This window comes from Gemmatimonadota bacterium, assembly GCA_021295815.1.
Taxonomy (GTDB): Bacteria; Gemmatimonadota; Gemmatimonadetes; order Longimicrobiales; family Gaopeijiaceae; genus JAGWBQ01.
In genome coordinates this window covers 25,450-48,146 of record JAGWBQ010000015.1, presented here as the reverse complement: position 1 = coordinate 48,146, position 22,697 = coordinate 25,450, and the positions used below count along the sequence as shown (strand labels likewise).

At 67.6% G+C, this 22,697-nt stretch carries 16 protein-coding genes; 7 read left to right on the top strand and 9 right to left on the bottom strand.

Annotated features, from left to right (window positions below; all coding sequences use genetic code 11):
* From J4G12_07640 to J4G12_07625, 4 genes are all read right to left on the bottom strand, one after another.
* A partial coding sequence (locus J4G12_07640; GenBank protein MCE2455683.1) for a hypothetical protein occupies window positions 1–341 on the bottom strand: 341 nt, incomplete at its 3' end.
* 908 nt (window positions 342–1,249) lie between these two features.
* The gene (locus J4G12_07635) at window positions 1,250–2,581 is read right to left on the bottom strand and encodes an aminopeptidase P family protein (GenBank protein ID MCE2455682.1); all 1,332 of its coding nucleotides are present in this window, start codon (window positions 2,579–2,581) and stop codon (window positions 1,250–1,252) included.
* Window positions 2,578–4,419: a hypothetical protein gene (locus J4G12_07630; protein ID MCE2455681.1), complete on the bottom strand. Its 1,842-nt coding sequence runs from the start codon at window positions 4,417–4,419 to the stop codon at window positions 2,578–2,580. Before J4G12_07630 ends, J4G12_07635 begins: the two co-directional genes overlap by 4 nt.
* A gap of 209 nt (window positions 4,420–4,628) precedes the next feature.
* Window positions 4,629–6,167: a benzoate-CoA ligase family protein gene (locus tag J4G12_07625; GenBank protein MCE2455680.1), complete on the bottom strand. Its 1,539-nt coding sequence runs from the start codon at window positions 6,165–6,167 to the stop codon at window positions 4,629–4,631.
* 61 nt (window positions 6,168–6,228) lie between these two features.
* Between J4G12_07625 and J4G12_07620 the strand changes: the two genes are divergently transcribed.
* Genes J4G12_07620 through J4G12_07590 form a run of 7 tightly spaced genes read left to right on the top strand, consistent with a single transcriptional unit; the run spans window position 6,229 to window position 13,390 of the window.
* Window positions 6,229–7,032, top strand: a complete 804-nt coding sequence (locus J4G12_07620; protein ID MCE2455679.1) for a creatininase family protein — start codon at window positions 6,229–6,231, stop codon at window positions 7,030–7,032.
* A complete protein-coding gene (locus J4G12_07615; GenBank protein ID MCE2455678.1) occupies window positions 7,029–7,832 on the top strand; it encodes an SDR family oxidoreductase in 804 nt (267 codons plus the stop codon). Before J4G12_07620 ends, J4G12_07615 begins: the two co-directional genes overlap by 4 nt.
* Window positions 7,829–8,284, top strand: a complete 456-nt coding sequence (locus tag J4G12_07610) for a RidA family protein (protein MCE2455677.1) — start codon at window positions 7,829–7,831, stop codon at window positions 8,282–8,284. Before J4G12_07615 ends, J4G12_07610 begins: the two co-directional genes overlap by 4 nt.
* A gap of 41 nt (window positions 8,285–8,325) precedes the next feature.
* Complete coding sequence (locus tag J4G12_07605; GenBank protein MCE2455676.1) at window positions 8,326–9,102, top strand: enoyl-CoA hydratase family protein; 777 nt, start codon at window positions 8,326–8,328, stop codon at window positions 9,100–9,102.
* 25 nt (window positions 9,103–9,127) lie between these two features.
* Window positions 9,128–10,255: an acyl-CoA dehydrogenase gene (locus J4G12_07600; GenBank protein MCE2455675.1), complete on the top strand. Its 1,128-nt coding sequence runs from the start codon at window positions 9,128–9,130 to the stop codon at window positions 10,253–10,255.
* Complete coding sequence (locus J4G12_07595; protein ID MCE2455674.1) at window positions 10,252–12,606, top strand: bifunctional salicylyl-CoA 5-hydroxylase/oxidoreductase; 2,355 nt, start codon at window positions 10,252–10,254, stop codon at window positions 12,604–12,606. The genes J4G12_07600 and J4G12_07595 overlap by 4 nt, the downstream gene beginning before the upstream one ends.
* Entirely contained in the window at window positions 12,599–13,390 is a 792-nt protein-coding gene (locus J4G12_07590; GenBank protein ID MCE2455673.1) for a tryptophan 2,3-dioxygenase, read from the top strand. Before J4G12_07595 ends, J4G12_07590 begins: the two co-directional genes overlap by 8 nt.
* A 61-nt stretch (window positions 13,391–13,451) precedes the next feature.
* Here J4G12_07590 and J4G12_07585 read toward each other — a convergent pair whose 3' ends face one another.
* The 5 genes from J4G12_07585 to J4G12_07565 all read right to left on the bottom strand — a co-directional run bounded on the left by J4G12_07585 (window position 13,452) and on the right by J4G12_07565 (window position 22,314).
* A complete protein-coding gene (locus J4G12_07585) occupies window positions 13,452–14,960 on the bottom strand; it encodes a hypothetical protein (GenBank protein MCE2455672.1) in 1,509 nt (502 codons plus the stop codon).
* Window positions 14,957–16,162, bottom strand: a complete 1,206-nt coding sequence (locus tag J4G12_07580) for a hypothetical protein (GenBank protein MCE2455671.1) — start codon at window positions 16,160–16,162, stop codon at window positions 14,957–14,959. The genes J4G12_07585 and J4G12_07580 overlap by 4 nt, the downstream gene beginning before the upstream one ends.
* A gap of 204 nt (window positions 16,163–16,366) precedes the next feature.
* Window positions 16,367–19,495: an efflux RND transporter permease subunit gene (locus tag J4G12_07575; protein MCE2455670.1), complete on the bottom strand. Its 3,129-nt coding sequence runs from the start codon at window positions 19,493–19,495 to the stop codon at window positions 16,367–16,369.
* A gap of 12 nt (window positions 19,496–19,507) precedes the next feature.
* On the bottom strand, window positions 19,508–20,929 hold the full coding sequence (locus tag J4G12_07570; protein MCE2455669.1) for an efflux RND transporter periplasmic adaptor subunit: 1,422 nt from the start codon (window positions 20,927–20,929) through the stop codon (window positions 19,508–19,510).
* On the bottom strand, window positions 20,926–22,314 hold the full coding sequence (locus J4G12_07565; GenBank protein MCE2455668.1) for a TolC family protein: 1,389 nt from the start codon (window positions 22,312–22,314) through the stop codon (window positions 20,926–20,928). The genes J4G12_07570 and J4G12_07565 overlap by 4 nt, the downstream gene beginning before the upstream one ends.
* Window positions 22,315–22,697: the final 383 nt, after the last annotated feature.

The window sequence follows — 22,697 nt, the reverse complement described above, 5'->3', positions numbered from 1 at the left end:
AGCCAGGGCTCCACCTCCGGGCAGGGATCAAGGTATAGGGCGCTGCCGATCGCGCTCAAGATCGACTGCCGCATCTCCACGTCGGACTCCTCCGCCATGCGGTAGAGCTCGTCGAACGCCGCGCGCTCCCACGCGCCATCCGCAGGGCATCCGATGCGCGATGTGAATATGGTGCCGGACGGACCCCGCATCTCGGTGGCCAGGAGGCGCGCGAACTCGCGGGGGTCCTCGGGCCTCTGCGCCTGGGCCGGCTCACCGGTCGGCGCCAGCCCGATCAGCGCGGCTGCGGCCGCTGCGGCAAGCGGGCTTCGATTGCTCTTCAAAGTTCGGTCGGTCTTCATGATCGGTTCCTTTGCTCCCATCAGCTCTAGAAGTTGCTCCAGTCGCACTCGGGCGGACGCGAAGCCTCTGGGTCGTTTCCTGCGGGATCTTCAACATAGTAGGCTTGCGGGCCAATCGTCGTGTCGGAGGGGTCGAAATACACGATCGGCGCGGTTTTCGGCTGAAAGTTGCCGTGTACGAAGTGGTGGTTGGTCGCCCAAGCAAAAGTTCTTACGGCGTATCTCTCCACTTCTCTTACCTTTTTTCGATGTCGGACTTGGTTCCGTACACGATGGCTCGACGAGCGCGGCGGCGTCTCCGCAGGCGATGGCGGTGTTCGCCTTTCTCATCTGCCCCGAGTGTCCCTTGCCGTTGGGACCCGGGGCGCCGCCCAGGCCCTCGTGGCGCATGGCGCCGTCAAGGGTCAGCTGAGGGTTGAGTCCCAGACCGATCAAATACGCCCACGCGTTCACCTTTGCCCTGCCGACCGGTATCTCCACCTGGCCGTTTGGGGTAAGGCGGATGTTCACTTATTCCTTCCGGTCAACAGCGTACGTCTCGGATTCAACGTACCAATAGCTCGAGAGGCTAGCGGCGGCGGATGCGCCCGGTCACGATCAGGCGCTCCTCGTATTCGCGGGCGAACGCCTCCACGTCGCGACCTTTGGACTCGAGGAATTCCCGCACGTAATTCCTCGTGGACAGCTCGAACTCGGGCTTCGGCGGTCCGGCCGCGAGTTCGAACAGAACCGCCCTGTGTGCGTCGGCAGCGCCCCGACGATGGCGTCACCTGCCGCCAGCCGAACGGACCGGTCATCCATCACTCCGATCATGGCTCGCAGTACCTGCCGCGGGCAGGTCCTACCCCGTCGTGCCGCAGAGGTGAAAACGGAGCGCGTCCAGCTCCGACGAGACGTGCCGACCGACCCTATCTCACCACCAGTATCCGCCGCGTCACAGGGTAAAGCCACTCCACGCCCCGCTCGGTGACGACCGCGTCGTCCTCCAGCGGGATGCGCACCTTGGCGTCGTTCCACTCCGGGTTGGCCGTGTAAGCGAAGAGTTCCACCGAAATGAGCGTGCCGGGGCGGAGCTCGTAGGTCAGCCGGGTCGGGTTGAAGAAGGCGAGCGACGGGCCGAAGCCGTGCCCCCAGTTGCCGACCGAGTGCGGCCCGATCACCACGTCGGTCACTGCCGGATCGTCGGTGGGTCGGTTGAACTCGATGCGGTTGAAGCCGGCGGTCTCGATGGCGGCCCAGGTGGCGTCGAGGGCATCCTGGGCGGTGGGGGCGGGCTTGATCGCGGCCTTCATGACGTCGCGCACCTCCATGGCGCGTTCGAAGGCGTTGCGGATTCCCGGCGGCGGTTCGGTTTCGCCGTCGCGCAGAACGTAGGCCACCCGTTTCATGTCGGTATAGAAGTCGAGGAAACCGACACCCCAGTCGATCATCAGAAGATCGCCGCGCTGGATGATCCGGTCGGTGGAGGTGGCCTCGATACCGTTCGGACCTGTCAGGTAGACGGACGGCATGTCGAAGGACGAGTCGAGCCCGCGAGCGAGAAGCTGGTCCAGCATCCACCAGGCTACGTCTTCCAAGCTCGTGACGCCTGGGGTGATGACCTCGTTCGAGAATGCCCGCTCCGCGATTTCACGGCTGATCTCACCCGCTTCGGCGAACGCGGCGATCTCGGAGGCGGTACGGGTCGCTCGGAAATCCGAGACGAATCGTTCGGCGGAGACCAGCCGGTCGGCGTAGGGATCGCCCAGCTCTTCACGCAGGTGCAGCCAGGAGGTGTGGGACAAGCCGTCCGCGCCCCCGATCGAAGTCGCCATGTTGACCCCGATCCGCTCGGGATCGCGCTCGGCCACGTAGGCGGCCAGCGAGGAAGCCGGCCCGAAATGGTCGTACACTCCGCACTGCTCCAGCTTGTAGCCGCCGACCCCCAGCGCGGCGCGTTCGCTGCGCTCGCCCCGATCGGTGAAGACGTAGTAGGCCCAGTCGCCCACGTAGCCTCGACCCAACGCCTCCCACATCGGGTCGAGCAATCCCTCGCGCATGACCACGATCCACATGTCGAGGCCGTTGTCCTGCATCGCCCTCGGCAGCACCAGATCGAACTTCTCGGCTCTGATCTGGCACATCCTCTCCCAGCGCCGCCGCGCCTCCTGCCCGTCGAGCGGCTGAGTCCACAGTACGACCCCGGCCAGGGCCAGAGCCGTCAGCAGTCCGTTCGCGGATCCTCGGAGCCGCCACCTCATCTGACCACCACCCATCCCGAACGAGCGACGCCGCCCTTGTCCGACGCGGCCTCCACGCGCACCGCCCGCTCACCTGCCGCTGCCCGCACCGTCCACGTCACCGTGTGCGAGTTCGAAGCCGCTGCGCGCAGGAACGGGTTCGACCCCCTCAGATGTGGAATCACGGTGCGCGCCTCTCCCTCCACGATATCCAGCCCTGGGTGCGAGAGCGTCACCGCGGGGGCTCTCACCACGCGCCGGTCAACACTTCCGTCCGGGCGCTCGCGGCCCACCACGCCTCGGTCCGTCACGCTCGTCGGCAGGAAGCCCGTGTTGGACACCGTCACCTCCACCCGAAAGACGCCGTCCTCAACCGTCGAAACCTGCGGTTCGCTCATCGCGATCAACGGACTCTGCTCAGCGAGATACGCGATCCAGTGCAGTTGCCGGGATGTCTCTTCCTCCAGAAACTCGGGCGGCGGGTTCTGCCCCCAGAACTTGGCGTGCCATCCCCCGATCTCGACAGCGCCGAACTCCGGATGTTCGAAGGGCGTCCAGTCCGAAAAGTACCTGCCGCCGAGCTCCTCGTCGTTGAAGCGGTGCTGCTCGGCCTCGACGATCTCTCCGTCCCCGTCGTAGTCCGTCACCCACGCCTCCGGCCCGGGCGAGAACTCCGGGACCCATCCGATTACGCCGTGATCCCAGTATCCCCAAGAAATCAGCGTCCCGTAGCGATGCTCGGTGGGGTGCGTGGAGCTGGGCACCACGGGGCGTCCGGTCGAACGCGTGTACTCCTCGCCCAGGTGCAGAATCAGCTCCAGATCGTTCGGCGGGAAGAGGGACGGGGCCGACGCCGAGGGCAGCCGGTACACGAATCCTCCCGAAGTGTGGCCGGCGACGATGCCGACGATGTTGCGATGGGCGTTGACGAACTCCGCCGCCGCGCGGGTCTCGGGTTCCGAAAGCGGATAGTCCCCGGCGCCGGGCTGAAGGTGCTCGCGCTCCCAGTTGCGCGGGAAGTTGCGGTTCATGTCGAGCCCGCCGACGCCGTCCTCGTTGAGCGCGCCGTCGACGTCGTTGTCGATCCCCTCGCTCATGGTCGTGTAACGCGGCCCGGCCATGCTCATCTCGGGATCGCGCACCAGGATGCGATCGTCCGTGGGGTCGGCCACCCAGACGCCCCGCGGGTCGGGGATGCGCATGCGCGTGATCCAGCCGTCGCCGTCGAGGTCCTCGGGCGGGTCTTCGTCCGCGGTCCCGTCCTCGTCGTCGTCGAACGGGCGGGTGGTGCTGCGCAGCGACTGGTCCTCGATCAGGGCCAGGTCCGAGCCGTCGGGATTGAACTTCGGGCGAACGTAGAACGCGCGTGTGTCGAGGAGGGCGGTGATGCGCGGATCGGCGCCGTACCCGTTCAGGAGATGGCCGACGAGGTGGGTGGCCACGGCGGATCCGGTGAGCTCGCCCGCGTGGATGCCGCCGTCGACGTAGAGGGCGGGCTTCTCGTGCGCGGGACCGGTCGCCTCGTTGGTGATGGCGATCGTCATCAGGGGTCGGCCTCGCAAGCTCTCGCCGATCCGGTACAGCTCGGTGAGTCCCGGATGGAGGGCGTGAAACTCGCGCAGGATCTGGTCGGTCTCGGCGGCGGTGTAGAAGCGGTTCCAGTCGACGGCGCCGTCGGGGGAGACGAGGCTGGACGCCTGTGAGGACGCGAGGGAAGGATAGGCGGCCGACAGCGTGGCGATGACGAGAAGAACGTGAACGGATCCACGCGAAGCCCCGTAGCTGCGACAAAGGGCGCGAGGACGTGGGCCGCGGACCGGGTGGACGGCGGGACGTCCGCTTCGGGTGGGTTCGGTCATGGGGTTCCTGGGAGTGGTGTCGTCCGGTTTGCCCTATCGAATGGCGAATCGCTGCTGCCACAGGTCGCATCCGCCTGGCGTCGAAGGTGCCCCGTTTCGCTCGCGGAAGCAACCCCGGGCGGCCTGACGGCTCGGTTCCTGAACTTGGTGCGATCCCTTCCCGCCACTTTTCATGTGCGCCGTGATGGGCTTTGCCACCAGCGACTTGCTTAGAAGCATGACCCCGCCGCCATCGACTTGAGCGCCCTGCGGTCCACCTTGCCCAGGTGAGTACGTGGGAAGTCGTCGAGCAGGTGGATCGCTCGCGGGATCTTGTAGGATTCCATGCGGTTGCGGGCGTGAGTACGCAGGTCCGTCGCGTCCGCAGGCGATCCATCCGCCAGGATAACGAACGCCACCGGGACCACGAGTCCGTCGGCGTCCTCGACCCCCACGACCGCGGCCTCGCGGACATCGACGTGGGCCAGCAGCCGCTCTTCGGCCTCCGCCGGAGAGAACCACTTGCCCGAGACCTTGAGGAGGTCGTCGGAGCGTCCCTGGTAGGTGAAGTACCCGTCCTCGTCACGGGTCATCATGTCGCCGGAGACGTACCAGTCGTGGGCGAAGGCGCGACGCGTCTCGCGAGGACGCTGCCAGTAGCCGTGCGCCCGGGAGCCGCCCCGGACGCGCATGCGGCCCAGCTCGCCGGGCGGCACCTCGCGGCCGTCGTCGTCGCAGAGCCGCACGTCGAAGCCGGGAACCGCGGTGCCGAGGGTGCCGGGCCGAACCTCGCCGGGGCGGTTCGAGATGAACACGTGCCACATTTCGGCCGTGCCCAGACCGTCGAGCAGCTCAACGCCGAAGGTGTCGTTCCACCGGCGATGAAGCGAAGCGGGAAGGGCCTCGCCTGCCGTGGTGGCGAGCCGAAGACAGCTCAGGTCCTGCTCGTGGGCGCGGGGGTGCGTCACCATCTGGTTCGCCATGGTAGGCACGTTCACGAGGATCGTGGGGCGGTGCCGGGCGATCTGAGCGAAGAGCTCGTCGGCGGTGCAACGCTCCGGGAAAAGCACGGCGGACCCTCCTGCGGCGAGCGGAAAGAGGAGGTTGGAGCCGGTGGCGTAGCCGAAGAAGAGCTTCGGCACCGAGATGGTGACGTCGTCGGGCGCGTAGCCGATCACTCGGCGGGCGTAGCGTTCGGTCGAGTTGGCGAACGAGGCGTGGCTCTGAACGACGCCTTTCGGAAGCCCGGTCGTTCCGCCCGAGAAGAGCCAGATCGCCGGATCGTCGGAGTGGGAACGGAAGTTGTCGAAATGCGGGTCGGAGTCGCCCACCACCCGTTCCCCTTCCTCGGTTCCGAGCACGAGGAGACGGGGGCGGGCTCTGGCGGAGGCCGCGGCCCGGTCGAAGGGCTCCCGCTGATCCGCTTGCAGGACGACCGCAGCGGCCCGCGTGTAGTCGCAGAGGTCGCGGAGCCGGCGCTCGTCGAGGAAGCGATTAACCATCACCCCGACGGCGCCCGCCTTGAGCGTGCCGAAGAGCGCCGCAGCGAAATCGGGCACGTCGGGGAGCGCGATCAGAACCCGCTGCTCGGGCCGCACGCCGAGGCCGCCGAGCGCGTTGGCGAAACGGTCGGCCCGCGCCTGCAACTCCGCGTAGGTGACGTTTCCGTCAGCCGTGCGGAGCGCGACGCGGCCGCCGTTCCCTTCTCGGACTCGGTCGTCCAGGAAGTAGTCGGCGATGTTGAACGGGTTGGGCGGCTCGAAGGACATGCTAGATTCCAGAGACTGCGAGAAGGAGGACTTATGTTCGGGAACAAGGAAGTCATGGTCAATGGACAACCACCTCTGGGGTAGCGCGACCTGGACCGAACTCGACGGGCTCGGTCTGGGGCGAGCGCCAGCGACGAACGAGGCTGCGGGCCTTGGCAGTTCCCGCGTCGTGGCACTTCTCCCGGTCGGCGCGGTCGAGGCGCACGGCCCCCACCTCCCGCTCACCACCGACGTGATCATCTCGTCCGCGGTCGCTGAAGCCGCGCTGCCCGGGCTCCGGGCCCTGGACCTCCATCCCCTGGTCCTACCGCCGCTCGCCTATACGGCGGCCCCCTTCGCGGACGGGTTCGCGGGAACGATTTCGGTGCGTCCGGCCACCTTCTCCGCCCTGCTGGCCGATGTGGCCGACTCGCTCGAACACCAGGGCGCAGCCGCGCTCGTCGTGGTCAACGCTCACCTCGACCCCGCCCACCTGGCCGCGATCCGGGCAGCCTGCGCGCGCGACGGCCGGATGCCCGTCATCCATCCCGACCTCACGGAGCGGCGCTGGGCCTCGCGACTCACCACCGAATTCAGGAGCGGGGCGTGCCACGCGGGGAGCTTCGAGACCTCGGTCGTGATGACGGCGGCGCCGGAACTGGTGCGGGACGAAACCCGGCGCGGACTGTCCGCGAACCCGGCATCGCTCTCGGTCGCGATCCGGGCCGGCGCGACCACCTTCGAGGAGGCGGGTGTCGGGGAGGCGTATTGCGGGGATCCCGCGGCGGCGACCGCCGAAGAGGGCGAAGCTTCGACCGAGGCGCTGGCGCGGATCATGGTGGACGCACTCGCCGAAACGCTGGCGCCTGGGCAGCGTTCGGAGTGACACGCGGCGAGCTGGCCGGACGGAAGGCCGTGGTGACCGGCGGCGGGCGCGGCATCGGCGCCGCAGCAGCCCGCGCGCTCGCGGAGGAAGGGGCGGCGGTGGTGGTCGCGGCCCGCAGCTTGCACGAGATCGGAGCGGTGGCCGAGGCATTGCGGCGCGACGGTCGGACGGTGCACGCGGTGGCCTGCGACGTGACCGATCGGAACTCGGTGGCGGCGATGGCCGCCCGAGCGGGCGAACTGGTCGGCAGCGTCGATATCGTGGTCAACAACGCGGGAGCGTCCCGATCGGCGCCCTTCCTCAAGGTGACCATGGAGCAGTGGGAGGAGCTCCACCGCGTGAACGCGACTGGGCCGCTCCTCGTCACCCAGGCGTTCTTGCCCGAGATGCTCCGGCGCGGCTGGGGACGGATCGTGAACGTCGGGTCGATCGCGGGCCTCTCGGGGTCGCGCTACATCACCTCCTATGCGGCCTCCAAACATGCGCTCCTGGGTATGGTGCGCTGCCTCGCCGAGGAGCTGAGCGGCACCGGCGTCACCGTTAACTCCGTCTGCCCGAGCTACGTGGACACGCCGATGACGGATCGGAACATCGAACGCATCGCCACGACCACGGGGCGGGATGCGGCGGGAATCAGGAAGGGACTCGAGAACATGCAACCGGGGGGGCGCATGATCACACCCGAGGAGGTGGCGCACACAATGATGACCTTCATGTCGGAAGCGGCAGGCGCGCTGCAGGGGAGCGAACTCGTGGTGCGGGGAGGAGGCGGCCGCGCTGCGACCGACGGAGAGCGATGACTTTCGAGATCTTCAACCCGGAGGCTCTCGGGCCTCCCCGAGGCTGGAACAACGGCATGCTCGCACCGGAGGGCGGGCGGACGCTCTTCGTGGCGGGGCAGATCGGTGTGGGACCGGTCGGCGCGGGAAGCGAATCCGGGATGTCCGCACAGTTCGGCGCCGCCCTCGTCAACGTGGCGCGGGTGGTGGAAGAGGCCGGGGGACGGGTAGCCGATGTCGGCCGGCTGACCATTTACGTGACCGACATGGATGTCTATCGCGAATCGCTGGCCGAAATCGGGACCGCTTACGGGTCGGTGTTTGGGAAACACTTCCCCGCCATGTCGCTCGTCGCAGTCACCGAGCTCGTCGACCCGAAGGCGGTGGTCGAGATCGAGGCCACGGCCGTCGTTCCGAGTAAGCGAACCGATGAGGTGGAGCCCGCAAGGGCGGCCGCCGAGGAGCAGCCGTGACCGATCTCAAGTCCCCTCTCACCGAGCCGCCTAGTTCCTTCCTGCTGGACTTCGACGCGAACACGAAGGTCGCTCGCATCACGCTGAACCGCCCGGAGCGGCTGAACGCACTCACCTTCGAGGTCTACGACGAGCTGAGAAACACGTTCCGGGGGCTGGACGCTACACCCGAGGTACGGGCGATAGCGATCACCGGAGCGGGGCGGGGATTCTGCACCGGCGGCGACGTGGAAGAGATCATCGGTGCGTTGTTCGAGCTCGACTTCGACGGACTGCTCGATTTCACGCGCATGACCTGCGACCTGATCGCGGCTATCCGGGCGTGCCGACAGCCGGTGGTCGGCGCACTGAACGGCACGGTGGCGGGGGCCGGCGCCGCAATCGCGACGGCCTGCGACGTGCGCGTGGCGGCGGAGTCGGCGCGGATCGCGTATCTCTTCACCCGAGTGGGACTCTCCGGGGCGGACATGGGAGCGGCGTGGCTGCTGCCGCGGATCGTGGGCTTCGGACGTGCCTCCGAGCTGCTGATGACCGGCGCGTTCATCGACGCGACCGAGGCCCACCGCATCGGACTCTACAACCGCGTGGTCCCGGACGGCGAGGCGTTGGCGGCGGCGACGGAGCTTGCCGAGGAGCTGGCCCGAGGTCCGTCGTTCGCGCTGAAGGTCACCAAGGAGGCTCTCAACCGGGAGGCGCACATGGAAATGGAGGTTGCGCTCGAGGCCGAGGCGCGCGCCCAGGCGAAGTGCATGCAGGACCCGAACTTTCTCGAGGCCTACCAAGCGTTCGTCGAGAAGCGAAGGCCGCGCTTTGATTGACCGGCGCGGGCTCTCGCTCGATGCCGTGGCAGCGTTCGTGGAGCCGTCGCACCGCAGGTACGTCGAGCGGGTTCGGGCGTTCTGCCGCGAGGAAATCGGGAACGAGGGCGATCCGGAGAGCGACTCCGCAGCGCGGAAACGGGCGAAGGAGCTGGTGGGGCGGATGGGAACGGCGGGGCTCTTCGAGCCGATCCGCGCGGGTGACGTTCGCGGCTGCCTGATCGCGCGCGAGGCGCTGGCGTGGTGGTCGCCGCTGGCCGATTCGGTTTTCGCGTTGCAGGGGCTGAGCGCTACTCCGGGGCTGATTCGCGGCGAGGACCCTGGGGGTTGGACGGCGCGGGCTCTCGCGGGCGACGCGATCGGCGCATTCGCGATGACCGAGCGGGAGGCGGGTTCGGACGTGGCCGCGCTCGCAACGGCGGCCGTGCCCGACGGCGCGGGCCGCTATGTGCTCAACGGCGGCAAGGCCTTCATTTCGAACGCAGGCATCGCCGACTTCTACGTGGTCTTCGCGACGACCGATCCGAGTGCGGGAACGCGCGGCATTTCGTGCTTCGTGGTGCCCGCCGACGCACCGGGACTGGAGTTCGTCGGTGCGCAGGTGATGAGCGCACCGCATCCGCTCGGCGAGATCCGCCTCGACGGCTGCCGCGTGTCGGCCTCGGCCATGCTGGGCGAGCCCGGAACCGGCTTCAAGACCGGGATGGCGACGCTGGACCGGCTTCGTCCCACCGTGGCGGCTGCGGCGTGCGGGATGGCGGGACGGGCGCTCTTCGAGGCCATCGAGCATGCTCGGAGCCGCAAACAGTTCGGGAAGCCGCTCGGATCCTTCCAGCTCGTCCAGGCCAAGCTCGCCGATTCGGCCGTCGAGCTGACCGCCGGGCGATTGCTGGCCTACCGGGCAGGGTGGGAGAAGGACCGGGGCGCGGCGCGCATCACGCTCGAGGCGGCGATGGCCAAGGCCTTCTGCACCGAGGCCGCCCAGCGAATCGTCGACCGGGCGGTGCAGGTGCTAGGAGGGCGGGGCGTGCTGGCCTCGCATCCGGTCGAACGCCTCTACCGGAGCGTGCGGGGGCTGCGCATCTACGAAGGGACGACGGAGATCCAGCGACTGATCGTCGGGGGAGCCCTGGTGCGGGACTCCGAAGGTTGAAGGTCAACGTCGTCGGGGGCGGACCCGGCGGACTCTTCGCCGCGCTGCTCCTCAAGAAGGACGACCCGAGCCGAACCGTCGAGGTCTTCGAGCGCAACCGGCCGGACGATACCTTCGGCTTCGGCGTCGTCTTCTCGGACGCGACCCTGCAGGAGGTCGCCGACGCCGACCCGGCCACGCTTCGGGCCGTCGAGAAACGGTTCCACCACTGGGACGACATCCACATCCACTATCGGGGCCACCTACTGAAGTCCACCGGCCACGGCTTCGCAGGGCTCTCGCGCCGCGAACTCCTTCTGCTGCTGCACCGCCGCTGCCGCGAGCTCGGGATCGAGCTCAATTTCGAGGCTGAGGCGGACGACCTGGGGCCGCTCCTCGACGCCGACCTGGTAATCGGCGCCGACGGGGTCAACAGCATGGTGCGCAGCCGCTTCGCCGACACCTTCGAGCCCTCCGTCGACCTGCGTCCCAACCGTTTCGTCTGGCTGGGGACGACCCGGCCCTTTCCCGCCTTCACCTTCTGGTTCCGAGAAGACGAGCACGGACTCTGGCGTGTCCACGCTTACCAGTACGACGCCCGGGGCCGCTCGACCTTCATCGTGGAAGCCACGGAGGAGACCTGGCGGCGAGCGGGGATGGACGCGGCGAGCGAGGAGGAAACGGTCCGCTTCCTCTCGCGCCTGTTCGCCGAGGAGCTGAACGGCCACCCGCTGATCCGAAACCGGTCGACTTGGCGGCGATTCACGACGGTGACGAACGTGCGCTGGTCGGCAGGCAACGTCGTGCTGGTCGGAGACGCGGCCCACACCGCCCACTTCTCGGTGGGGTCCGGCACCCGCCTGGCCTTGCTCGACGCGATCAGTCTTGCGGAGGCGTTGCGAGAGAACGGGCCGGACGGTCGCGGCCGGGAAGAGCTGGGTCGAGCTCTCGCCGCCTACGAGGCCGAGCGTCGCCGCCCGGCGGAGTCGCTCCAACGCGCCGCCCAGGCAAGCCTCCAATGGTTCGAGGACACCGAACGCTACATCCGTCTGGAGCCCGAACAATTCGGCTTCTCTCTGCTCACCCGCAGCCTGCGCATCTCCCACGAGAACCTGCGCGAGCGCGACCCCGCCTTCGTCCGGAAGGTGGACGCCTGGGTGGCGCGAGAGTCGGAGATTCAGGCCGGGGTGACGATAGCTGAGCACGAAGCTGCGCTGGGGATCGCGCGCGCCGCTGGAGACCGCTCGCCTCCGCCCCCTCTATTCACTCCGTTTCGCATTCGGGAACTCATGCTGCCCAACCGGGTGGGCGTGTCGGCCATGTGCCAGTACTCGGCCCGGGACGGCTCGGTCAACGACTGGCACCTCGTCAACCTCGGGTCGCGCGCCGTCGGCGGAGCCGGACTCGTCATGGCCGAGATGACCGCCGTCGGGCGCGACGGACGCATCTCGCCGGGATGCGCGGGCATCTATCTGGACCAACACGTCGGGGCGTGGCGCCGTCTCGTCGATTTCGTGAAGCGCTTCACACCCGTGCGGATCGGGATCCAGCTCGGCCACGCCGGGCGCAAGGGCGCGACCCGGCTCGACTGGGAGGGGCCGAACGAGCCTCTGGAAGAGGGCGGCTGGCCGATCGTTTCGGCATCACCCGTCGGGTACTTCGAGCACAGCCCTGTGCCTGCGGAGCTGGACGAGGCGGGTATGGACGCGCTGGTCGCGGATTTCGAACGCTCGACCGAGATGGCCATCGAGGCCGGCTTCGACATCGTCGAGATACACATGGCGCACGGGTATCTCCTCGCCAGTTTCCTGTCGCCCTTGACCAACCGTCGGGCCGACCGCTACGGCGGAACCCTAGAGAACCGGATGCGCTTTCCGCTGCGCGTGGTGAGGGCCGTGCGCGATTTGTGGCCGGACGAGCGCCCGCTCTCCGTGCGCCTGTCCGCGGTCGACTGGTGGCCCGGGGGCACCGAGCCCGAGGACGCCGTGGATATTTCGCGCGCGCTCAAGGCCTGCGGCTGCGACATCGTCGACGTCTCGGCCGGCCAGACGGTCCCCTACCAGCGGCCCCGGTACGGTCGTCAGTTCCAGACGCCCTTCGCGGACCGCATTCGCCACGAGGTCGGAATCGCCACGATGGCCGTCGGGAACATCTCGTCGTTCGAGGACGTGAACGGGATCATCGCGGCGGGAAGGGCCGATCTCTGCCTCATGGCCCGCGCTCACTTGTGGGACCCGTACTGGACCAGGCACGCAGCACACGCGCTCGGGTATCCCCTTCCGTGGCCTTCGCAATACGAGACGCTGAAAGACTACACGCCGCGGTTCGGGGCGACCGGCGGCGCCTACGGACCGGATACCGGAGATGAGTGAGAGTCCGCAACCGTTGGACTACCCGCAGTACATAGCGCTGCCGGAGCTGCTGTCGCTGCAGCGGCCCCTCTCCGACCCTCCGGAGCACGACGAGATGCTCTTCGTCATCGTGCACCAGGTCCACGAACTGTGGTTCAAGGCCGCGCTCCACGAGCTTGATCGCGGCTGCGAGCTCCTGATCGGAGGAGACGGGGCCCGCGTCGCCGCCACTCTCAGGCGCGTGCGCTCTATCATGAAGGTGCTGGTGGCTCAGATGGACGTCCTGGAGACGATGACCCCCGTGGAGTTCGAGTCCTTCCGCGACCGGCTCGAAACCGCCAGCGGGTTCCAGTCCGCCCAATTCCGGGAGCTGGAGTTCACGCTCGGCATCAAACGGGCTTCGTTGCTCAAGGGTTTTCCGGACCTGGACGAGCAGCAGCGCTTGGCGAGGAGGCTCGAGGAGCCGTCGCTCTGGGACGCGTTCCTCCGGTTTCTGGCCCGCGGAGGGTACCACGTTCCGGAGTCCGCCCTCGATCGCGACCTGACCGAACCCGTCACGCCGGACCTCGGAGTGCAGGAAATGCTGGCCGGGGCCTACCGCTCCGACCCGGCGCTGGTCAACCTGTGCGAGCGTCTCGTGGATCTCGACGAGGGATTCCAGGAGTGGCGGTACAGGCACGTCAAGGTTGTGGAGCGTACGATCGGCACCAAACCGGGTACGGGCGACAGCGCGGGCGCGGCCTACCTGGCGACCACGGTCAAGCCCGCCTTCCCCGACCTGTGGGAGATGAGGTCGGCCTTGTGAGCCGTTTCCGGCGCGACGCTTCGCGTTCCCGCGACACCATCTGCGGACCGCTGTGGCCCCCCTATTCCTCGACCTTCACCCGAAACGCCCCGGTCAGCACCTGGCCCTCTCGCTTCACCTGCACCCAGACGGCGTACTCGCCGGGCTGCGGAAAGGCGTAGGGAAACTCCACCCGGGCGGCCGGGTCGTCCGAGCCGGCGACCATCAGATCGCGCGTGCCGTCGCCCATGCCTTCCTCGACCGCACCAGCCTGCGTCGGCGGACGCGCATCCGGCGCGAGCACGGAGAGCGAGCCCATGGAGATCGTGCCCGCCGGGTGCAGATGCACGAAGACCGAACCGTCGGTCCGAGTCAGGGCGGCGTGGCTTAACATTCCCATGTACGGCTCGAGCGCCGCCGGGTCTCCCACCGGATCCCGTACCGCGAAGGTCAGCTTGACCTCTTCGTCGACGCGGAGCTCGGTCTCGCCCATCCACACCAAGGTAGATCCGTCCGCGAGGGGGGTCGACGGGTTTGAATCGGTCAAAGGGACCGGCGCCCCGCGCCACGAGGAATCGTCCGGATCCCCCTCCCCGACGGCTACCGGCTCGGCTCGCGTGAGTGCCTCGTCGAGTACGAACAGGGTGTCGACGACGGTCTGCGCGAAGCCGGATTCGTGCACGATGTCGCCGTAGATCCGGTACTCGCCCGCAGGCAGGTCCGGCCAGGGCGCGCGGAATGTCGCCGAGTCGACCGGAACGGGGTGGACATGCGCGAAGCGTCGCATGTCGGGTGCGCCGATCACGAACATGTGCATCAGCTTGCCGTGGTCGGGCACGAGCGGGCTCCAGTTCCGCCCGAGCCACGACCGATCCGTGACCCGGACTTCGAGCACCGGCCCACCGACAGCCGGGGTCACCACGCCCTCCACGGAGAGGCGCTGGAAGATGCCGCTGCGTGCCTCCCGATCGACCGCGTTCCACCAGGCGTACCCTCCGTATGCGGCCGCCAGCAGCGTGCCCGACGCCAAAGCCATGGCGAAACGGGCGCGACGGCGATGGGTGTTTCGGACCCCCTCGTTGGCCGCCAGCCGGCTCTCTCGCACCGCAGCGCCCGCGATCGCGACCGCACCGGACAGCAGCAGACCACCCAATACGACGAGCAACCCTCCCAGGGCGGGCGGCAGGTCGCGCACGCCTCGCATCACCGAGGTCACGGGCACCGACGCGGTTCCGGATCCGCGCGTACCGTCCACGGTCACCTCGATTCGGTATGCACCTACGGTCATCAGCCACAGCTCGGCGCTGTAGAGCTCTGAATCGCCCGGCACGGGAACGGCGGGATCGGGCGGGGGCGCACCTCCCTCCTGCGCATCCCAGCGCACGGGACGAACCGTGACGCGCTCGACGTCGTTCCGGCCATCCGGAACTCGCACCGAAATCTCCGCCAGCCCCGGAACGACGTCGGGCGGACGAACCACGACCGAAACGTCGTAAGGACCCGCCGCGCCCGAGAAGAAAACGTTCTTGCTGCCGACGTGCGCCGCAGTCGCCAGATAAATGGCGGCGGCGAAGATGGCGGCGCGCTTCATCTGCGCACCTCCCGCATCCAGTTGCCCATGGAAAGGCCGGCCCGTGCCGAGACGAACCCTATCGGCAGCGCCCATACCGCTCGCGCCCAGAAATGGGAGGCCGAAAAATCACCGCCCGCGAAGCGGCCGCCGTGCCAGAACTCGTACTGCCAGGGACCGGGAGCGGAGAAGTACCCCCATTGGTCTCCTTGGAAGAAGTAGTTGCGCGCACCCTCGGACAGCATGAACTCGCCGAAGTACCAGTGCGCGACACCGAAGACGCCCACGAACACGATCGAACCCAGCGCGGCGATCCCCCAGTCCCTCGAACGCCGCGGCGGAGCCCGGTCGGACCCCGAAGTCCTTTGCAGAAGCATGTCGATTCCGACCGCAGGCAGGATCAGGAGCAATGGGAACGGCGGCGGCACCATCGCATCCACGCTGCGCATTATGGGCGCCAGCATCGGCTCCGCTGGAAAGAGTGGAAGGATCCACATCATGGCCAAGGTCACAGCCGTATAGATCAGGCTCGCCCATGTGGCCGGCCACGGGAGGCGTCCGGCCCGCCCGACGGCGAAGAGGACCACCGGGTAAACGCCTGCCGAAATCATGTGAAATTCGGCTCCGTGCCAGTCGTTGGGGAACGAGCGCTCCATCGTCAGCACAGCCATCGCCAGCAGGAGCATCCCGGCCCCGTAGGCGTAGGCGAAGCACAATCGCCGCCGTCTCGCCCGCGACGCGCGATTCTGCCACGACAGGGCCATGAGCAGCGCCCCGAGCTGGATCGCGTCGATGCCCATGGCGAGGACCACGTGGGGCGGACTCAGGATTTCGACGTCGAGCCCGTACGCGTTGTGCCACCAGTCGTCGAGCGGTGCGGAGGTGAGCATCGCTATCGCGCCCCAAATCCCCAGCCAGGCTCCGAGCGGTGCGCGCAGTCCCCAGATCCGCACCGACCGTCCCACCTCCGGACCGGTGCCTCCAAAGGTCGTCTTCAGGGCCAGCCATCCGCAGGAGAGACCGGCGGCGAGTCCTCCGGCGTAGATCGCCACGTGGGCCGGCGTCCAGAACGAGTCGCGTCCGATGGTTCGGTGCCAGGAAATGTCCCAGATCACGCCCACCACAACGCTCGTCGACGCGAAGAGCACCGCGCCCAGGTACCAGGGAATCCCGTCCGAGCCAGGCCCTTCGCCTGCGTTGGACGGAGTTGCTCGAGGTGTCATGGGCCGGATTCGCTTCGTCATCGCTCTTCACAGATGGAAAAGTCTCGCTGAAGCGCGGGATCGTCGGGGCACTTCAAGTGGGGACCATGGCGCCTCGTTCCCAACGTCGCGCCCAATTTGTCATGTCCTTCTCCGAACGGCAAGTTTCGGCGGTTCGGGAGTGTCGGCGGACCGCTTGGCTGCGCTGACGCCGACACCAATGACCTAACCGTCCGCCTTCGCGACCTCCGTCGCCTTCGGCAGACCTCTCTGCTTCAACAGTAGGAAGCCCACCGGCAGGAGCAGCAGCACGACGGCTCCCGACGTGACGACCCCGCCCACCAGCGGGGCCGCTATTCTCTTCATCACGTCGGCTCCGGCGCCCGCGCTCCACATGATCGGCAGCAGTCCGAACACGTCGGTCGCGATGGTCATGACGACGGGGCGAACCCGCCGCACCGCACCCTTTCGGATCGCCTGCACGAGTGCGCCCCGGTCGGTGAGCAGCCCGCGATCCCGGTAGTCCCGGTACGAGATGTTGAGGTAGAGAAGGAAGACGATGGCGGTTTCCGCATAGAGGCCGGCGAGCGCGATCACGCCGACCCACGCGGCGACGCTGAGATCGTAGTCGAGCGCATGGAGCAGCCAGAAGGATCCCGCCACGGCGAACGGGACGCCCGCCAGCACGAGCAGGGTCTCGGTCGCCGATTTCGTGGCGACGTAGATGAGGACGAAGATCAGGAAGAGCGTGAGCGGAATGAGCAGAGCAAGGCGTTCTTCCGCGCGCTCCAGGAACTCGTACCGGCCGCTCCAGGCCAGCGTGTATCCTTCCGGTAGAGACACGCCGTTCGTGACCGCCTCGCGAGCCGTTTTCACGTAGCTCCCAAGGTCGGTGTCGCGGACATCGACGTACACCCAGGCGTTCGGCCTCGCCCCCTCGCTCTTGATGCTGGGGGGTCCCGAAGCGTACTCCATGCCGACGAGTTCTCCCAGCGGCACGTTGTGCCCGTCCGGTGTCGCGACCAGCACGGAACGCAACCCCGGAAGGTCGTCTCTCAGTTCCCGACCGTAGCGCAGATTCACCGGATAGCGCTCTAGCCCCTCCACCGTCGTGGTGATGTTCATGCCGCCGATCGCGGTCCGGATCACGTCCTGCACGTCCTGAACGGTCAACCCGTGGCGCGCGATCGCGACCCGGTCGATCTCGATATCGAGGTAGTTGCCGCCCAGGAGGCGGTCGGCATAGACGCTGGCCGTGCCCGGCACGTCCCTCACGACCGCCTCAATCTCTCGACCCAGTCGGTCGAGCTCGGCCAGATCGGGTCCGGCCACCTTGATCCCGACCGGCGTCCTGATGCCGGTGGACAGCATGTCGATGCGGCCCCGGATCGGCATCGTCCATGCGTTCGTCAATCCGGGAATCGTGAGAGCCGCGTCCATCTCCGCGATCAGCGCGTCAGGCGTCATTCCGGGCCTCCACTCGCTTCGCGGCTTGAGGGCGATGGTGGTCTCGATCATTGAGAGCGGTGCCGGATCGGTAGCGGATTCCGCTCGGCCGACCTTCCCGAACACGTGCCGGACCTCGGGGAAGGTGCGGATGACCCGATCCGTCTGTTGGAGGATTTCTCGGGCCTCGGTGATCGACACCCCCGGGAGGGTCGTGGGCATGTAGAGCAGATCCCCCTCCCACAACGGCGGCATGAACTCCGAACCGAGGCGCGACCACGGCAGCCAGGTCGCCAGAAGCGCGATCACGGCTGCTCCGATCACCCATCCGCGAAAACGCAGCACGAACCCGACGACCGGCCTGTACGCGCCCGCAAGAACCCGCCCTGCCGGCGTTGCGGACGGCCGACGAATCCTTCCCCGCACCCAGTAGCCCACCAGCACCGGCACGAGCGTCACCGAGAGCAGGGCCGCCGCCGTCATCGCGTAGGTCTTGGTGAAGGCGAGCGGTCGGAAGAGACGTCCCTCCTGCGCTTCCAGCGCGAAGACCGGCATGAACGACACGGTGATCACCAGCAAGGCCAGGAAGAGGGACGGGCCGACCTCGCGAGCCGCACCCGCGACCACCTCCCAGCGCGACCGTCGGCCCCCGCTCCGCGCGATATGCCTGTGGGCGTTCTCGACCATCACGATCCCGGCGTCGACCATGGTTCCGATCGCGACCGCGATGCCCCCCAGCGACATGATGTTGAGCGTCAGCCCCTGAAGCTTCACTGCGATCATCGCCAGCAGGATCCCGGTGGGCAGCGCCACGACGGCGACGAACCCGCTTCGGATGTGAGAGAGGAAGATCAGACACACCAGGCCTACGATCAGGAGCTGTTGCAGGAGGCTCGCCCGGATGCTCGCGACCGCGCGGTCGATCAGGGATGTGCGATCGTAGGCGACCTCGATCTCGACGCCGTCCGGCAGACCGGGCCCGATCTCCGCAAGCTTGGCCTTCACATCGTCGATCACCTTGCGGACGTCGGTCCCCGGCCGCACCACCACGATTCCGCCTACGATCTCACCCTCGCCGTTCCACTCGGCAAGCCCGCGTCTGCTCTCCGGCCCCACGCTCACCCGCGCCACGTCCTCCAACAGAATCGGCGTGCCGTCCACGCCAGCTCCGAGACCGATGCGCCGGATGTCTTCGACCGACCGGACGTAGCCGAGACCCCGGATCATGAACTCCTTCTCGGCGACTTCGATCAACCCGCCACCCACGTCGCTGTTGCTCGCCCGAATCGCTTCGCGAATCTCCGAAATGGAGAGATCGAACGCTCGGAGACGATTGGGGTCTACCGTGACCTGATACTGGCGCACGAAGCCACCCACGCTGGCCACTTCCGAGACGCCCGGCACCGCGCTCAGCTCCTGTTTCAGGTACCAGTCCTGGATCGACCGCAGCTCGCCGAGATCCTGGAGCTCGGACTTCAGGGCGTAGACGAACGCCCATCCGACTCCCGTGGCATCGGGACCGAGGGTCGGGTTTGCACCGGACGGAAGCTGATCCGAGACGGCATCGAGGTACTCCAGCACACGGCTTCTGGCCCAGTAGGGATCGGTGCCGTCTTCGAAGATCACATAAACGAAAGACACGCCGAAGTACGAATATCCTCGGACCACCTGTGCGAAGGGCGCACCCAGCATCCGAGTCGCGAGCGGATAGGTGACCTGGTCCTCGACGATGCGCGGCGCCTGCCCGGGGTAATCGGTCTGGATGATGACCTGGACGTCGGAGAGGTCGGGAATCGCATCGACCGGAGACCTGTTGAGCGATACCGCCCCCAACCCGATGACCAGCGCGGCTCCCAGCACGACCAGCAGCCGATTCCGTATGGAAAAGTCGACAATTCGCTCCAACATCGGACCTCTCCGTCAGTTGTGGTTGTGGCCGGGGGTGGCCGTATCGGCCGCCGCGCCCTCGGACGCCGTCGGCTCCGCTTCGCTGAGCAGTTGCGAGATCGCACCTCTGAGGTTCGCGTCCGAGTCGATGAGGAACTGGGACGAGACAACCACGGATTCACCCTCGGCAAGTCCGTCGGTCACCTCCTGCCTCCCGTCGCTCTCCACGCCGAGCACGACCTCGCGGGGCTCGAACATCCCTTCGCCGCGCGCCACTATCGCCACCGCGCGCGTCCCGCTGTGCAGGATCGCTTCGGCAGGCACGGTCAGGGCGTCTGCGGACCCGCTCGCCCGCACCGTCACATCGACGTACATCATCGGCCTGAGCTGGAGCGACGGATTTGCGACTTCGACGAACGCGGTCAGCGTTCTCGTGCGCGTATCCACGGCCGGGCGGAAGAAGAGGATGCGACCCGTCCATTCCTGTCCGGGAAACGCATCGGCCACCACGGTCACGGTCTGGCCTTCGCGAACATGGCGGAGATCGCCCTCGTAGAACTCGGTTTCGGCCCACAGAACGGAGTGGTCGGCGATCTTCAGGACCGTCATTCCGGGGCCGAGCTTCATCCCCTCCATGGAATCGCCCATCTTCTCGACTATGAAGCCGTCGGCGGGCGAGAAGACCTGGATCGTTCGTTCGATGGTCTGCGACTCCGCCAACGCCTCGATCTGGGCTGCGGTCATGTCCCAGTAGAGCAGCCGCTCCCGTGCCGCCGCGAGGAGGGATTGCGCCCGTCCCACGGCCTCCGGTGAAGCGCCCAGGGCTTGCAGGCGTCGCAGGTAGTCCATCGCTCCCAGGAACTCGCGCTGGGTCGTGACCAGTTGCGGGCTATAAATCTCGAAGAGCGCGTCACCCCTGGCCACGGTCTCACCCACGTTGTTGACGCTGGCGCGTTCGATCCACCCCTCGTACTTCGTCTGCACCGACACGACCCGTTCCTCGTTGTGGGCCAGGGTTCCGACGGTTCGGATCGTGACCGGCAGCGCTCCCCGACGGACCTCCGCAGTTCGCACCGCGAAGTTCTGGAGGAAGGACCGGCTCACGCGGATGCCGCTCTCTGCACCGACGGCATCCGAATCCGTGTCCGCCTGCGGTAAAGGTGCGTCTTCGTAGACGGGAACGAGATCCATCCCCATGGGGGACCTTCCGGGCCGGTCCGAGGTGTAGTTCGGATCCATGGGTGCGCGCCAGTACAGGATCCGTCGCGCACCGTCCGTGTCGCTCGCGGCCAGGTCGTCACCCCGGGCGGTCGTGCCCTGCCGCGTGTTCTCTTCCGCTTCTCCGCCGATCCGGGACGACAGCAGCAGGGCCGTTCCCCCCACTCCGATCACGAGACCCACCACGATCCCGAACGCCGCGAACCAGGTGCCGCGCATTCGCTGGGGCGCCGTCATGATCCCACCTCCTTGGAGCCCGGGTCGACGAGGAAGGTCGGGCCGCCCGCCGACGTCCCGTCGTTCCCGGCGGAGGTCGGAAACGGAGATCCGGTCGCGCGTTCCATCTCCGCCGACGCCTTCATGTAGTCGGATTGCAGCCGCGCGAAGCCGAGCCGGACATCGAGAAGCAGTCGTTCGCTGTCAAGGAGTTCGACCACGCCGGTGACCCCGGTGGAATACGCCTCTTCGGTCGTGCGGAGCGCGTGTTCGGCCTGCGGGATCAGCGCTCGTTCGAAGAGATCGAGTTGCCGGGCGACGGTCTCCAGGCGGAACGCGGCGGTGCGCACGCCCATGGCCGCGCCGGCGGTCAGGTCCCGGTAGGTCTCTTCGGCCGCCGCCAGCTTGGCCGAAGCTTCCTCCACGGCCGCTCGGTTCGCGGTTCTGGAGAAGGGAATGCTGGCACCGAGAGTCAGGCTGAAATGGTCCCGGCCGTTGCCTGCGGGAGGGAGGGCGAGTCCCGGATCGTCGCGTCGGGGCAGCACGGCACCCCAGGCGATGCCGACCGTAAGACCGGGCCGGGAACGTCGGTTGGCCAAGCTTACTGCGTGTCGGCTTCTCTCCACACCCATCCGGGCCGCGGCGATCTCCGGCCTGACTGCGAGGCCGATCTCCTGCAAGGTTTCGGCGTCGATGGGGTCCTGGGGACGATATCCGACGTCGAGGACCGGCGCAATAGCGGCCCCGATCTGTCGGGCCGTCAGATGGTTCAGCAGGGCTTCGGTATCCGTCCGTTGCTGCAGCAGCTCCTGTCGTCGGTTCAGGACCCGTGTAATCTCGGCTTGGAGCTTTACCGCCTCCTGCAACTGGCCCGAGCCCTGGGAGTAGCGCGCCCGAGCGAGAGACTCGTAGTGCCGCAGAAGCTCCTCCTCCTCACCGGTTACCCGCAACGCCCGGTCGAGATAAATGAGATCGTACCAGGCCAGTTTGACCCGGCGCACGATCTCGGCTCTCAACGCCTGGTAGGACTCGCCGCGAATCGCGGACTCGGACTCGGCCATGGCGGCGCGGTCCGCGAGGGTGCCGAACCAGGGCATGGACTGGCTCAGCGAGATGTTGGAAAACTGCGGTCCGACCCTCGTCTGGGGGCCGAGCACGTGTTGAGTGAAGGACACGGTGGGATTGGGCAGCACCGATGCCTGGGGGATGCGCGCCTCGGCGGCCACCCATTCCAGCCGTGCAGCTCGGAGCTGCGGGTTGCGCTCGACGGCTTCCTCGATGAGGGCGGCCAACGCCGTGTCGCCGTTCGTACTGTACGTGAGCGTTTGCGCTTCGGCGCACGCGGCGGCGGTGCTGTGGAGAACGGCGATCGCATGTGCGACCGCCACGATTCGCGGTGTGGACATGGGTTCCTCGCGGCCTGAATAGTCGGTCGCCGGGCGGAAACGCCCGACGTGACGCGTCGTCGAGCCTGACGCGTGTCGAACAGCCCGCGGGTTTCGCCGCGGACTGCAAGGGGATCAGGCGACGTGGCGTGGAGGCGGCGTCTCGACCGAGAGATTAACAGCGCGGGGGATCGGAGCGGCATGGAAGGCGTTACGCTCCGACACGGCAGGAATGTGAACGACCGTCACGGCCCGGCCCGGCCGCGCCGATGCCGAACCGCACCCCAGAAACATCATGCACCCGTTCCCGGCGTCGTGGTGCCGACCGTGCGAGTCCGGCGGCCTTTCGGACGGAGCGGCGCGATGCCCGGGTACGCCGCGGGCCGGGTCCTGATCGCTCACCC

Bases quoted from the DNA above. Each gene is read 5' to 3' on its own strand.
- J4G12_07635 (MCE2455682.1), bottom strand. From the start codon at position 2,581: ATGAGGTGGCGGCTCCGAGGATCCGCGAACGGACTGCTGACGGCTCTG.
- J4G12_07630 (MCE2455681.1), bottom strand. From the start codon at position 4,419: ATGACCGAACCCACCCGAAGCGGACGTCCCGCCGTCCACCCGGTCCGC.
- J4G12_07625 (MCE2455680.1), bottom strand. From the start codon at position 6,167: ATGTCCTTCGAGCCGCCCAACCCGTTCAACATCGCCGACTACTTCCTG.
- J4G12_07620 (MCE2455679.1), top strand. From the start codon at position 6,229: ATGGACAACCACCTCTGGGGTAGCGCGACCTGGACCGAACTCGACGGG.
- J4G12_07610 (MCE2455677.1), top strand. From the start codon at position 7,829: ATGACTTTCGAGATCTTCAACCCGGAGGCTCTCGGGCCTCCCCGAGGC.
- J4G12_07590 (MCE2455673.1), top strand. From the start codon at position 12,599: ATGAGTGAGAGTCCGCAACCGTTGGACTACCCGCAGTACATAGCGCTG.
- J4G12_07585 (MCE2455672.1), bottom strand. From the start codon at position 14,960: ATGAAGCGCGCCGCCATCTTCGCCGCCGCCATTTATCTGGCGACTGCG.
- J4G12_07580 (MCE2455671.1), bottom strand. From the start codon at position 16,162: ATGACACCTCGAGCAACTCCGTCCAACGCAGGCGAAGGGCCTGGCTCG.
- J4G12_07575 (MCE2455670.1), bottom strand. From the start codon at position 19,495: ATGTTGGAGCGAATTGTCGACTTTTCCATACGGAATCGGCTGCTGGTC.
- J4G12_07570 (MCE2455669.1), bottom strand. From the start codon at position 20,929: ATGACGGCGCCCCAGCGAATGCGCGGCACCTGGTTCGCGGCGTTCGGG.
- J4G12_07565 (MCE2455668.1), bottom strand. From the start codon at position 22,314: ATGTCCACACCGCGAATCGTGGCGGTCGCACATGCGATCGCCGTTCTC.